Origin of the sequence: Halorhabdus rudnickae (assembly GCF_900880625.1) — an archaeon.
Classification (GTDB): Archaea; Halobacteriota; Halobacteria; order Halobacteriales; family Haloarculaceae; genus Halorhabdus; species Halorhabdus rudnickae.
In genome coordinates, this window is the sequence record NZ_CAAHFB010000001.1 from 1,209,250 (window position 1) to 1,222,155 (window position 12,906).

At 62.1% G+C, this 12,906-nt stretch carries 15 protein-coding genes; 1 reads left to right on the forward strand and 14 read right to left on the reverse strand.

Annotated elements, in window-relative coordinates; genetic code table 11:
• Positions 1-253: 253 nt before the first annotated feature.
• The 12 genes from BN2694_RS06000 to gap form a co-directional block, all read right to left on the reverse strand.
• Positions 254-1,543 carry a hypothetical protein gene (locus tag BN2694_RS06000; RefSeq protein WP_135663553.1) on the reverse strand — a complete coding sequence of 430 codons (1,290 nt, stop codon included), beginning with the start codon at positions 1,541-1,543 and terminating at the stop codon, positions 254-256.
• A gap of 148 nt (positions 1,544-1,691) precedes the next feature.
• Entirely contained in the window at positions 1,692-2,657 is a 966-nt protein-coding gene (locus BN2694_RS06005; RefSeq protein WP_135663554.1) for a nucleoside hydrolase, read from the reverse strand.
• A 36-nt stretch (positions 2,658-2,693) separates the two neighbouring features.
• Complete coding sequence (locus BN2694_RS06010) at positions 2,694-2,852, reverse strand: PfkB family carbohydrate kinase (protein WP_135663555.1); 159 nt, start codon at positions 2,850-2,852, stop codon at positions 2,694-2,696.
• 119 nt (positions 2,853-2,971) lie between these two features.
• Positions 2,972-3,469, reverse strand: a complete 498-nt coding sequence (locus BN2694_RS06015; protein ID WP_135663556.1) for an RNA-binding protein — start codon at positions 3,467-3,469, stop codon at positions 2,972-2,974.
• 68 nt (positions 3,470-3,537) lie between these two features.
• Positions 3,538-4,356 carry a hypothetical protein gene (locus BN2694_RS06020; RefSeq protein ID WP_135663557.1) on the reverse strand — a complete coding sequence of 273 codons (819 nt, stop codon included), beginning with the start codon at positions 4,354-4,356 and terminating at the stop codon, positions 3,538-3,540.
• A gap of 213 nt (positions 4,357-4,569) precedes the next feature.
• A complete protein-coding gene (locus BN2694_RS06025) occupies positions 4,570-5,304 on the reverse strand; it encodes a protein-L-isoaspartate O-methyltransferase family protein (protein ID WP_135663558.1) in 735 nt (244 codons plus the stop codon).
• A 64-nt stretch (positions 5,305-5,368) separates the two neighbouring features.
• Positions 5,369-6,079 carry a protein-L-isoaspartate(D-aspartate) O-methyltransferase gene (locus BN2694_RS06030; RefSeq protein ID WP_135663559.1) on the reverse strand — a complete coding sequence of 237 codons (711 nt, stop codon included), beginning with the start codon at positions 6,077-6,079 and terminating at the stop codon, positions 5,369-5,371.
• Positions 6,080-6,083: 4 nt separating this feature from the next.
• Positions 6,084-6,731, reverse strand: a complete 648-nt coding sequence (locus BN2694_RS06035) for an HVO_0476 family zinc finger protein (RefSeq protein ID WP_135663560.1) — start codon at positions 6,729-6,731, stop codon at positions 6,084-6,086.
• A 120-nt stretch (positions 6,732-6,851) separates the two neighbouring features.
• Entirely contained in the window at positions 6,852-7,808 is a 957-nt protein-coding gene (locus BN2694_RS06040) for an aminopeptidase (protein WP_135663561.1), read from the reverse strand.
• Positions 7,809-7,889: 81 nt separating this feature from the next.
• A complete protein-coding gene (locus tag BN2694_RS06045) occupies positions 7,890-8,381 on the reverse strand; it encodes a metallophosphoesterase (RefSeq protein ID WP_135663562.1) in 492 nt (163 codons plus the stop codon).
• A gap of 175 nt (positions 8,382-8,556) precedes the next feature.
• Positions 8,557-9,780 (reverse strand): phosphoglycerate kinase, encoded by a 1,224-nt coding sequence (locus BN2694_RS06050; RefSeq protein ID WP_135663563.1) that lies wholly within the window; start codon positions 9,778-9,780, stop codon positions 8,557-8,559.
• A gap of 69 nt (positions 9,781-9,849) precedes the next feature.
• Positions 9,850-10,860, reverse strand: coding sequence for a type I glyceraldehyde-3-phosphate dehydrogenase (gap, locus tag BN2694_RS06055; protein ID WP_135663564.1), 1,011 nt, complete (start codon positions 10,858-10,860; stop codon positions 9,850-9,852).
• A 219-nt stretch (positions 10,861-11,079) separates the two neighbouring features.
• On the opposite strand from gap, the gene BN2694_RS06060 reads away from it, so the two are divergent.
• On the forward strand, positions 11,080-11,475 hold the full coding sequence (locus tag BN2694_RS06060; RefSeq protein ID WP_135663565.1) for an Hsp20/alpha crystallin family protein: 396 nt from the start codon (positions 11,080-11,082) through the stop codon (positions 11,473-11,475).
• Positions 11,476-11,627: 152 nt separating this feature from the next.
• Here BN2694_RS06060 and BN2694_RS17390 read toward each other — a convergent pair whose 3' ends face one another.
• Both BN2694_RS17390 and BN2694_RS06065 read right to left on the reverse strand, forming a co-directional pair.
• Positions 11,628-11,765: a hypothetical protein gene (locus BN2694_RS17390; protein WP_210408917.1), complete on the reverse strand. Its 138-nt coding sequence runs from the start codon at positions 11,763-11,765 to the stop codon at positions 11,628-11,630.
• 195 nt (positions 11,766-11,960) lie between these two features.
• Entirely contained in the window at positions 11,961-12,836 is an 876-nt protein-coding gene (locus BN2694_RS06065) for an ATP-grasp domain-containing protein (protein ID WP_135663566.1), read from the reverse strand.
• Positions 12,837-12,906 lie beyond the last annotated feature (70 nt).

Below are 12,906 nucleotides of genomic sequence, written 5' to 3' on the forward strand. Positions count from 1 at the left end.
GTAGGCAGCAGATCAAAAGACAACCGGGTATCCTAGAGGGTGTCTGTGTCCCTTTTAGGGATGGGCCCGCCACTGATGCGGTCGTTGTCTACCCGCCGAGGCCCACCGATGACCCCCATGACAATCAAGACAACGGTGAGAATACCGAAGGTAAGTGCACCCGCACCGATGGACGAAATCCGTGCCAAGGAATACCACTCAAATCATATACATACCAGTATCCTTGTCCCATGAAGCACGAATTGGGCGGTACTCACTCCGAAATCATTGCGATAGTTTGTGGGATCGCTTGGGCGAACAGCTTCCCAAAGCGATAGAACAGAACCCCTTCGTCGCGGTGGGTTACCCATTCCCGGTCGTCATACCTGTTCGGCTTGGTAGCGAGATCCCCGAGCATCTCATCAGCGAGTTCGAGACATTCAAGGGAATATCGGCAAAGCCGCGCTGCGAGGGGGTTCCCAACGGGATACTGTTTACGAACTCGCTCGACTGCGCTGATCGCTTCGCGTTTTTCGGCACGGATCTGTGCTCCCGTCGCACCGTACTCGTAGTCCTTCTCCGCCCAGGCCTGCGGATGAGGGATATTGGCGAACGACCAGGCGGCAATCATTCGGGGTATCTCGAACAATGATTCCCTGATCGCGACTGCAAGCCCGTCTTCGAGCCCTTCTTCCGGACGGCTGTGCCGAAAGTGCACGTTATTATCAGGCGATGGAACAAGATCAAGAAACACCATTTGTTCGTGAAACGCAGAGAAATCCCACTCTGTGGCATCCGCGGTCGTTTCGCGAACGGTCACCACGCGATGTGCGAGTCGTTCAAATGTGGTGTGGAGAACGGATTCCCGAGAGGGGCCGCTGCGAGCTGAAAGGATCTCTCGGGCGTCCTGAGCTAATGCATAGGCATTCTCGATGTCTCGCCATCGGTCCTCAAGGTTTGGATCACCGTTTCCCGGCTCTTTTTGTCTTGCTCCGTCAGACCAAGCGCCAGCCCGATTGAGCAATTCTTCGGCCTTCCCCACGACGAGAATCGTTTCGGAAAGCGAATCGCCACGGTACTGCGGAGTTGTCGTGTCGAGTATCTCCGTGACTTGCGCTCGGCGCCGTTTGTAGGCGCTCTCATCGTACGCACTTGACCCACGTCTCGCAAGCTCCCATACCACACTCGATCGTACAAACCGATACTTTGCCAACAGTTCGAGTCGGGTTTGATCGATCGAGTGATAGTCCGCCGCAAGTGCAGCCACATTTTCGGGACGGTATGTCGTCGAAAGTCGCTCTCGCAAGTCCACAAACCGGTCAGAATCGAAGGTGTCGAGGGCAACATCCACTTGTTCGACTGCGCGTGCATGAGCCGTCCGCAAGTGGTCGTCGCTGACAATCCACTCCCGATCTATCGAAGGGATGGACTGTGAGGTAGTCGATCGAAACGCTTCGATCGCATCCCAGCGCTTCAGACGGCGTCGTTGGACGTACCCACCCACGAGACCGATCCCGGCGATTCCGGCACCGGCTTTGAGAACCGTCCGCCTGCGAGGACACATGGGTCAACCTGTTCGTGCGTGTGCAAATGGATTCTGATATGACCTCTCGTTAGGATACATCAACTGCTTTGGCTGATTCGAGTGTCCTTTCGCGTGAAAGAACGGCCAGAGACTGATGTGACTCCCGTGAATTTAGCTCTGTGAAGGCTTACCTGAACGACCGACCAGGATCGTCGGCAACGAGCATGTCGACGAGTAGCTGCCGGAAACTGTTCGCGTCGACGGACTCGATCACATCAGTGTGGGCTTGGCGGTCCGTGACGCCGTTCGTATCGACGACCGTGTACCCACGAGTCAGCCCCTCGCGTTCGTCCACGTCGACGGCATAGCTTCCACGCTCCTCGACCAGTTCGGGCGCAATGGCCACAGCAGCCGCAAGTGCGTCCGGCTGGAGCGTCTCCTTGCGGTCCGGGCCTGTGCCTTCGGCGTCCGGATCCGACTGGAAGACCGTCTCGTAAAACGCAGCGAACCGGGAGTCCTCGGCGGCGTCGAGAATCTGCTCTTCGGCGGCCCCATCGAGCGTGCCGTCCCGCAGCGTGAGGCCCCAGTCGACCAGCGTGACGTCGAGTTCGCCGAGAACGATCTTCGCGGCGTCGGGATCGGCCCAGAAATTAAACTCGGCGGCCGGCGTGATGTTGCCGGGCGTGTGAACGTTGCCGCCCATGACGACGACATCCGCAAGGAGGTCACCCAGATCCGGCTCGCGTTGAAGAGCGAGGGCGAGGTTGGTGAGGGGCGCCAGACAAACAAGTGTAATCTCGCCGGGATGCTCGCGAGCCGCGTCGGCGATGAACGCCGGCGCGAATTCCTCGGCCGAAGGGACGTCGGTGTCGGGAACGAGATCGGGACCGAGCCCGCCCTCGCCATGGACGTCGGTGGCGTGGTCGTGATCCTTGACCAGCGGCGTTCGCGCGCCCTCGTAAACAGGGATCTCTTCGGCGGCGTCAGCGAGTTGTAGGGTGTACTTCGCGTTCTCGACCTGGCGATCGAAGTCGACGTTGCCGGCACCGATCGTCAGTGCCTCGACGTCGGCGCGGTCCGAGAGAACTGCGAGCAAAATGCCAAGCGTGTCATCGGTCGCCGTGTCGGTGTCGATGATAACTCGATCCGTCATGGTCCAGGTTCGGCAGGGGGACAGAGGTGTCTTTCGTCACGGGAGGAGTTCCTCGCCGAACCGGTCGTCACCCACGGCGCCGATCAACTCGACGGCCGCGTCGGAGAGAGCGGCTGCAATCGCCTGATTGGCTCCTTTCTCGCCGAGAAGGCAATGGACTCCGCGGGCACCGTCTCGCCGGGTCGCGGTCGGCATTCGACGCGTGCCGTGACGTCCGGATTGATGCTTCCGGCGATGTAGACGCGACTCATGGCGTGGGATTGCTCGTATCGTGGAATAACGTTCCCCTAGCGTGTCTCACGAGGGCGCACTCGTCAGCCCGAGAACTCGTAGAGGTCGTCACCGACGTGGTGGACTGTGTCGACGACCTTGCCCTCGTCGCCGAGCATGTCAGCGCCGTCGACGCGGGCCCGACCGACCGCCAGGACCTTGCCGTGGTTTTCTTCGGCGATGACGACCAGGTCGTCGGCTGTGATGGATTCGTCTGCCTCGACAATGCCGGGACGCATCACGTCTGCGCCGTCGGAGACAAACGAGATCGCGCCGGCGTCAACCGTGACGATGTTCTCCGCCGGAGGGTGGGCGTTCGCACCGCGAACGGTAAGGAACGGATCGTCATTCCCATTGGACTCGCCGGGGACGTAGAAGACAGCCGGTTCGCCGTCGACGAGGACGACTTCCCAGTCGCTGTCCTCGAAGGAGACCTTCTCGTAGGTATCGGCGTCCAGTTCGACGCCCAGGCCGTCAGCGAGGGCGTCCTCGATCGCCGCGATGGCGTCCGCCCGGAGGTGGTGGCAGGACTTGACGTTCATATGTGTCTGCTGGCTGCCCGCGGAGATAAATCGATTGTTCGAGATCGTCCCCCGCCGTTCGGAAAGGGCTAGGGCCGTTGGGGATCCTGGAGTCGGACGTACGCGTTCGTGATCACGGCGATCGCGAAGACGCCGACGGCACTGGTCACGATAGTGTGAACGATCATCCCGGCCGTGCCGGGGACGAAGCCGACCACGAATCCGGCGACGTAGCCGACGACGATCAACACCAGCGCCAGTGCCAGCAGGAGCCAGCGGTTGCCCTTCGTCAGCGCCCAGCTGCCGGAGATAGCCTGAAGCGGACCTTTGTCAGCGATCGCGACCTCCTGGCGAAAAAAGAGCGTCCCGACGTAGACGACTATCCCGGGGACCAACAGGAATACCAGCCCAAGCGAGATGGCGATCATCACCAGCAAGCCACCGAAGAACCCGTACAGCGTCGCCACGGGGAGGCGACGCATCGCGAGGTCGGTCGGAATCCCGTCGAGTGTGTCGTTAGCGAACGCGCGCGCCGCGACGATCATGACCGCCTCGCTCACCAGAGCGAGCACGACCAGGACCACGAGGATCACCGGCACCGACAAGTCGACGGCCATCCCCATCGACTCCATCGTCGTCTCGAGTTGCGTGATCGCACGCTGCATCTCCGGGGTGGTAGCACCGACGTTCTCCCGGGCATACGTCAGCAGCGACTCGATGGCCGTCACGAAGAGTGTCTGCCAGAGCGCCGTGCTGACGATGCCGAGACCGGCGAGAACGACCACGAGTTGCGCGCCGGTGACGGACGCGAGCCCGTCGACACCGTCCGACAGCAGCGAGCCGATATCAAGGGAGCGGCGACGATTGAGACCGTCGTCCGGACCGTCGACGGCTCGGTCACCAGCCATCGGTCTTTCCCCTCCCAGCCGACTTGACTCCCGCTGTGTGTCGTCCCGCTGCCCGGCACCACCTGAGACAGATAGCCATCTTGGAGTACCCGAACATGAACAAGAATTCATCCACCCATCACAAAAAACTACTTTTTCAATCGACAGGTGCTGTTACCGACGAGACGGCGACTACCCCGTCTCCGATTCTGGATTCGATCGACGGACCGCTCACTAGCCGTCCCAGTCGATCCAGTCCTGCTCCCAGCCGGCCCTAGACTGGGCCGCCTGTCGGGCACGTTCGCGGTCCTCCCGGCGCGTTCGGTTGCGTTCGACGGCCCCGACCTCCTCGCCCTCGACGAGCAATGGATTGAATGCGACCGCACCGCGCCGCTCGACGACGTCGCCGTCCTCAAGCACCGCAAGGTGCTGGTCGTGGGCACCCAACGGCATCACCAGTCGGCCCCCGGGAGCCGATTGTTCGAGAAGTGCCCGCGGCGGGTTCACGGCGGCGGCTTCCAGCAGAATTTTGTCATATGGGGCGTATTCAGGCAGTCCCTCGGCACCGTCCCGGCAGTCGACGAACACGGCGTCGTAGCCCGCCTGCGCGAGGTTCTTCCGTGCCTCGTAGACGACTCGGCGAGTGATATCAATGGCCTGAACGTGGCTCGAACCGACTATCTCTGCGGCCAGGGCTGCCGTATAGCCGATCCCGGCCCCGACGATCAGCACCGAATCGTCGGGTTCGGGGGCCAGTGCTTCGAGCAGCCGTGCCGCGGTGCTGGGCGCGAGGACGCGCGTCCCGAGGCGTTCGGTCTCCCGGTCGGCGTAGGCTGTACGGTTGTCATCGAAGAAGGCGTGTCGAGGGACCGTGGACATCGCCGCCGCGACGGCGTCGTCCGAGAGAGTCCCCCGACTCTCGTGGCGCAGCCCGTCGACCATGTCCTCGCGCAGTACCGCGGGATCCATCGGTTTCCGTTACGAGCGCACCCTCATTAACTATCCGCTCCCCGGTGATCGTCGCCGAGTGCGCTCAGTCCGTTCCGCCCTGCATCTCGACGAAGCGGACGCCGCCAAAGGACTCGCGATCGATCGACCCGTCCGCTCGCTTGCGGGCACGGATCAGCGTCTGGCGGTCCCGCCCGATCGGCCCGAGAAAGAGACCGTCGGGCCGGAGTTGGTCGAGGACGGCACTCGGGATTTCGGCCGCTGCACAGGTGAGGTACGTTCTGTCGTAAGGTGCGTGTTCGGGCCAGCCCGCGTGGCCGTCGCCGACGGTGATCGAGATCTCGCCGTATCCGAGCTGTTCGAGTCGGACGCGGGCGCGGTCGGCCAGGGTGGCATGATATTCGACGCTGTAGACGTTCTCCGCGCCGACGATTTCGGCGGTGACGGCCGCGTGATACCCACAGCCAGTGCCGATTTCGAGTACCTCCAGACCGGGTTCGAGTTCGAGGCGGTCGACCATGATCGCGACCATGTGCGGGGCGCTGATGGTCTGGCCTTGGCCGATCGACAGAGGGCGGTCGGCGTAGGCGTCTCGGCGGCGGGACTCGGGAACGAACTCGTGGCGGGGGACTGCCGCCAGCGCTTCGAGCGCGCAGTCGCTGACACGGTCGCGCTCGCGGAGGCCCTCGATCAACGCGGCGCGCTGGCGCTCCCAGTCGGGTTCGCCACCGTCGGCCTCGCGGGGAGCCCCATCGCGGCCGGAGTTATCGCGGGCATCCCCCCACCAGCGTCCCATGCTCTCACCACGCCGACCAGGCGTCGCTAGTCTCGTCGCGGAGGTACAGCCGATTGACGTCCTTCGCGACGGCGCTGTCCCGGTCGTGGTCGAGCTTCTCGTGGTCGTATCCTCGTGCGTCGTCTCGGAGGTGGATGCCCTCGACAGTGAACTCGAAGTCCCCGAGGTCATCGGTCGCCCCGACGACGAACTCGTAGTCACCGGGGACGTGTAGCGTCTCGCCTCGCGTCTCGTCGTGGGCCCCCGACTTCGGATGGACCGTGGCGTTGACACTAACGTTCCCGACGGCCCGGCTCCAGATCGTCTCGATGTCCTCGGCCGTGGCCGCTTCGACGCGGCCGTCGGCCACTTCGAGACTCGTGATCCGGACGGTCATGATCGCCTCGTCAGTGTCCAGAAGAAACTCCTCGCCCACCGCGAGGCTCTCTTCGGCCGGTGGCTCGGTCGTCGCGGTGAAGGACTCGCCGTCCTGAGAGACGACAACGTCACGTTCGACCGTCCGTTCCTCGGAGAGAGCCGTCTTGTGGACGTGATCACACTCCGTACACCGGACCGTCGCCTGACCGCCTTCGCGCAACACCTCGTGGACTGTTTCGAGATCAGGCGAACAGGCCGGACAGGGGAGTCCGACTCGCCGCGTGGATTCGCTCATACGACCGGCTACTCGACGCGAACGTAAAAGGGGAGCGTCGGCGCTATCGCGTTTCGAACGGACGACGGACACTCCGTCAGTGCGATCCCATGTGGAACAAGCGCCGGGTCTCCGTCGGCGTTATCGGCCCTCAGGCAAGTCGATCCGCTCGCCGTCGGCGAACACAGTCGGCTGTCGAAGGATCCCATCGAGATGGATCGGCGCGTCGGTGTCGCCGCCAAAGCCGGCGTCGTCCCCGATCGCGAAGTGAACAGTTCCACCCGCTTTCTCGTCTAAGAGGACCGATCCGACCAGCTGGCTGACACCGACGTTGGTGCCAATGCCGAACTCCGCGAGATTGTAGGCGTCATCTCCGACTACGTCTGCGGCCTCCGCGACCTGCTGGCGGATGACGTCGTCGTCTATCTCAGTGACGTACCCGTCTTCGACCTCGATGCGGATGGCCTCGGTCGAATCGAGTAACCCGTGGGGAGCCATCGTCCCCGTGACGACGATCGTCCCGTCGGCAGTCGTCGGACTGAGAAAGACCTCCCCGGCGGGGAGGTTCGACATCTTGCCTGGCTCGTGAACGACCCCAGCATCAAGCTGCCACTCGCGGTCGCCGGGAGCGAGCGTAATGTCGGTCCCCTGATCTGACGTGACACGGATCTCATCGGCGTCCCGGACGGATTCACGCATGGACACACAGTGCTCGCGAATCGACTCGTAATCGACGTTCAAGCCCGTCTTGAAGACGTCCTCGGTGATTCCGGGCAGCGTTGCGACGCGTGCGCCTGCCTCGTTGGCCTCGGTCCGGGCGCGTGTGTGGCTCACGCTCTTGGTTGTCGGGGCGAGGACCACGTCCGCGGCTGCCATCGCCGCGGCGACGGCCCCAGGGGGTTCCTCGCCGTGCTGGTCGCCCGGCGGGTACTGAATGACCATCGCATCATCGGTAATCTCACTGGCGACTGCATACAGCGCCTCGGCGATCGGGCGGCGCTTGTCATCGGTGACGACGAGACAAGACTCCGCGGGCGTTAGGCCCATGCACTGTCGAACGGCCGTCTCGGCGGGGTCACGTAGCGTGGCGTCGTTCATGTCAGGAGCTACGCGGGAACGCGAATAGTGTTTTCGACCGAGGAAGAGCGGATGCCGCGATCGAGGACCGACCGGAACAGTTCACCGGAGTTCGTCGGTCTCGATCTCGCCCGTCCCGGTGTCGATCACGACGGCTGCGGGCGGATTCGGAGCCGCGGGGATCGGGACGCCGCCGGGATTGAGCCGGACCGTGCCGTTCCGTTCTTCCCGAGCGCGCTCGTGGGTGTGGCCGTGGAGTACGTAGTCGTAGGTCCCCGCGTCGACTAAGGCGTCGACTATCGGTTCGCTCGTACCATGATAGACCGCAATGTCGGTCTCGTCGAAGGTCAACTCCCCCATCTCACCAAGATAGGTGCCGAATGCGGAGACCGTGTCAGCCAGCGCCCACTCGCCATCGTTGTTGCCCCGGACGGCATAAAAGTCGAAGTCCGAATCGAAGGGTGTCGCCGAGAAGGGTGCAACGATGTCCCCACAGTGGATGACCACCTCAACGTCCTCGGCCGCAAAGTGGGTTACTGCCTGTTCGATGACGTCGCTATCGTCGTGGGTGTCCGCGATGACGCCGATCTGCATGTTGCGTGGCTACGGCGCGAGGTGTGAAAACGATTGGTCACCCGCCCGATCGGCTGCTGTCTGCGGGCACTGATGGCGTCGGTCCGTTCAATATAGACGCAAACTGGTGAGAACGGCCCATGTCGAAACCGCACCGCGAAAAACGAGGAAACTAGAGCGTCGAAACCGGACGCGATCAGTTGGCCTGCTCGATCAGCACTTCAGCGGCTTCCAGTTCCTGGCCGGTGAGAGCGTTCAAGTACGCCCCGCCGGCGATGGAGATGTGGTCGTAGTTGTCCTCGCTCAGTCCGTACATCGACAGTGTTCGGGCGGTGTCACCGCCACCGACTACGGAGAAGCAGTCGGTGCGACCGATCGCGTCGATGAGTTCGACCGTGCCGTCACTGAAGCGCTCGTCCTCGAAGACGCCGACTGCGCCCTTCACGAAGACGGCCTCACTGTCCTCGATGATCGGGACGTATTCGTCGATGGTGTCGTGGCCGATATCGAGGTAGCCCGTGTCTTTCTCCTCGATGTCAGCCAGTGCGATTTCGGCGCGCTCGCCGTCGTCGTCCTCGTAGGCGAAATCAGTGGGCAGTTCGAACTCGTCGCGGCGGTTCGCCACGAGATCTTCGAGGGTATCTTTGGTCTCGTCCCACTGGTCGTCCAGCAGGTCCATCCCGCCGACGTCGAACCCGACCGGCTTGCCCTCCGCGCGAAGGAACAGTTCGCCGGGCAGGCCGCCGATGAGGAACGTGTCGATGGCGTCGCCGAGGTTGTTGACGACGCTGATGACGTCCTCGCTTTTGTTGCCACCCAGTACCATCGTAACCTGACCCTCGGTTTCGCGGGCGCGTTCGGCGACGCCAGTGTTGTACTCGTACTCGGCTTCCATCACACGACCGGCATAGGCCGGCAGTGCCAGGGCGAACCCGACCGTCGAGGCGTGGGCGCGGTGGGCCGCCGAGTAGGCGTCGTTGACGAAGGCGTCGAAGTACGGCGACAGCGTCTGGACGAAGTCGCTCTCGGCGTGCTCTTCAGGGGCCTTCTCGGGCAGTTCGTCGTCGGCCATCCGGGTGTTCTCCAGGAGGAGAATCTCGCCAGCGTCGAGTGCCTCGATGGCGTCGATAGCATCGTCGCCGTAGATGTCGTCGATGAACTGAATCGGCTTGCCGACGTACTCTTCGAGGATCTCGGCGTGCTGGTCGAGGGAAACGAAATCGTCCCGGCCGGGTCGGCCCTGGTGGGCCATCAGGACAACCTTGTTGTCCCGATCGGCGAGTTCCCGAACCGTCTCCGCATAGCGGTCGAACCGGTGGTTATCCTGGACGACGCCGTCCTCGACCGGTGAGTTGAGGTCGACGCGGACCAGAACGCGCTGTCCATCTGCGAGGTCATCGAGCGTGTTGAATGCAGCCATGATTGGTGCGTGTTGTATGTTGAAAGAAATTGCGTCCCTGTACACGACGGGGTCGAGTGGATCCGGTGATCAGACGATGTCTTCGGCCAGCCGCATCATCTGGGCCGTATAGCCCATCTCGTTGTCGTACCAGGCGAAGATCTTCGCGAGCTTGCCGCCCTGGACGGTCGAGGTCTTGCCCAGGTCGACACAGGAACCGTATTCCCAGCCGACGATGTCACGCGAGACGATCGGGTCGTCGGTGGCACCCATCGAACCTTCGAGTTCACCCTCGGCGTATTTCTCGAAGGCGGCGTTGATCTCCTCGACATCGGGGTTACCGGGCAGATCGACGACGATCTCGGTGATCGAGCCGGTCGGGACCGGAACGCGGATCGCCATGGCCTCGAACTTGCCCTGCAATTCGGGCAGGATGTCCGGCGTCGCGGTCGAAGCGCCGGTTGTCGTCGGGACGATGTTCTCGGCGGCCGCGCGGCCACGTCGGGTCTTGGACTTGGGGCCGTCGACGATGGCCTGGGATCCGGTGTAGGCGTGGATCGTGGTCATCTCTGCGGCATCGACACCGAACTCCTCGAGCAGGACGTACATCGGCGGCGAGACACTGTTGGTGGTACACGACGCGGCGGAGACGACGTCCTCGCCGTCGTACTCGTCGTCGTTGACGCCGTAGACGAACTGCGGGACAGGCTTATCACCCTTCGGCGGTGCGGAGATCAGGGCCTTGTCAGCACCGGCATCGAGGTGGGCGGACGCCTCGTCCTTCGTGCGGAAGATTCCAGTCGACTCGATGGCGACATCGACGTCCAGGGAGTCCCACGGCAGCTCCTCAGGACTCTGGATGTTGAGCAGGTCGATATCGTTTCCGTCGACAGTGAGCGTGTCACCGTCGCGCTCGACGTCGTACGGCAAGTTGCCCAGCGCACTGTCGTACTTCGTGAGATACTCCATCTTCTCGAAGTCCATCACGTCGTTGATCCCGACGATCTGGACATTGTCGTTTTCCAGCGCAGCTCGGAGGGTACAGCGGCCGATTCGACCGTAGCCGTTGATCCCGATACGGACCGGATCGCTTGCACTCATAGTAGTATAGCTCCACGTATAGATAGCGGCAACATTGAGTAAATGTTTTTCGATGTGGGGCTGTGAAGTGTGACTATCCCACGATCGAGACTCGTGAAGGATGTATATATCACTATACTCATCTAGAGACGGACGTACGTACAATCACCCCTCGAAGGAGTGCAGCCCGATTTTCCGACGTTCAGAAGGCTTTTGACGCGTTCGACCGTATCACTGTGCATGCGAAGAGACGACCGCGACGATCCCTTCGACGACTTCTTTCGCGAACTCGAGCGGATGATGAACGACATGATGAGCGACGAGTTCGACATGCGCGTCGAACGGCATGATCCGAACGAGGCGTCGACCGGCGATATCCACTTCGATGTCTACGAGGAGAACGAGCAATTACGTGTCGTCGCGGACTTGCCAGGCGTCTCGAAGGACGCGATCGATCTCAAATGCGATGGTGAACAGCTCACGATCGACGCAGCAGGCGATCAGCGCGAGTATCACGAGCGCATCCAGTTGCCCGCGCGCGTTGACGAGCATAGTGCCGACGCCAGTTACAACAACGGCATTCTCGAAGTGACCTTCGAAACGGTCGAAGACTCGGCGAACATCAACCTTTCTTGAGTTGGCCCCGCGACCTTGACTGCTCGGCCACGTGAGTTGGATGCAAAGAAGAACGGCTGTTGAGGCGACTTGCCAACTGTCCAGTCGACGAAGACTCCCGGTCGAATCGTACTCGAAGAGAACCGCTGTCGGGACAACCGGAGAGGGGACTGTCAGGCTCGCCACTCGTATCCACAGGCGTGGCACTCGTAGTAACGCCAGTCAGTCCCACCCGGTACCGACTGTTGATCTACTTTCGTTCGCTCGTCGCTCCCACAGGCTGGGCACCGCTGGAGTTGGATTGCCGACATCGCATCCATGTATTATACACGGTCAATAATAATGATTTTGTAACAATATGTTACTTGTTTAGTAAATAATGGGACGAGAGATTGACCAGGCGGTATGTGATGTGGTGGTTAGTACCAACACCCACTTCGAATAGTACTACATGCGATATTTCGTGATCGAGTCAGTCTGACTTACTCGCCAGAGACAGTGGTAGTTTATCGGCTCGAAGAGTGTGGATCGTCGGCAGTTCGTCGGATCAGATGGGCAAGTCGATCCCAGAAGTCGGGGACGTACTTGTCGACATCGTCGATCGTCGGGCGGGCGTTCGTCTCGGAAACGACGGCACGGTCGGCGGTGACCAGCAGATCGACGCCGAGAACGGGGATTTCCAACGCCGTCGCGGCCCGTTCGGCGAGGCGACGGTGTTTCGCCGGGAGGTCGACGGCCCGGGCGGTCGCTCCCCGGTGGACGTTGTGTTTCCAACGGTCGTCATCCTGCCCGGCGACCTGTCGTTCGACCGCGCCGACGTACTCGCCGTCGAGGACCATCACGCGATAGTCTCGGGCCCCGGGGAGGAACTCCTGGACCAGGAACGACCGATCGCCAGTCGCCCGGTAGTCGTGGACGAGATCGAGATAATCACAGATCCCAAGGAACGAGTCGAGGTCGTGAGCTAGGGTGACGCCGTTCCCGCGAGTTGTCGAATTGGGTTTGACGACGACCGGCGGATCGAACCGTTCGAACGTCTCGACGAGGGCGTCCTGATCGAGGGGATTCGAGACGAGCGTGGTCTCGGGAATCGGAACGCCGGCGTCTGTAAGGCGTCGGAGCGTCTCGGCCTTGTTGCGCGAGCGCAGGACGGACGCTCGATCGTTGACCCAGCGCACGCCCAGCGCGGCGTCTGCCAGGCCACCCTCCATGAGACGCGAAGGAAAAACGTACCCGACATCGACATCGGGGAACGGATCGCTGCCGAGTGAAATTGCCCGTTCATCTGTACGGAGTCCGACGACCTCGATATCACGCTCTTCGAGCGGATCACGCATGCGAGTGTACGTTTCCGCCTGCGTGGCCACCGCCAGCCGTAGCATGAAACACACTCCGGGAAGCGTCGGCAAAACCCTTCGGTCGATGCGTCATTCCACTCGTGGATGGTGCGTC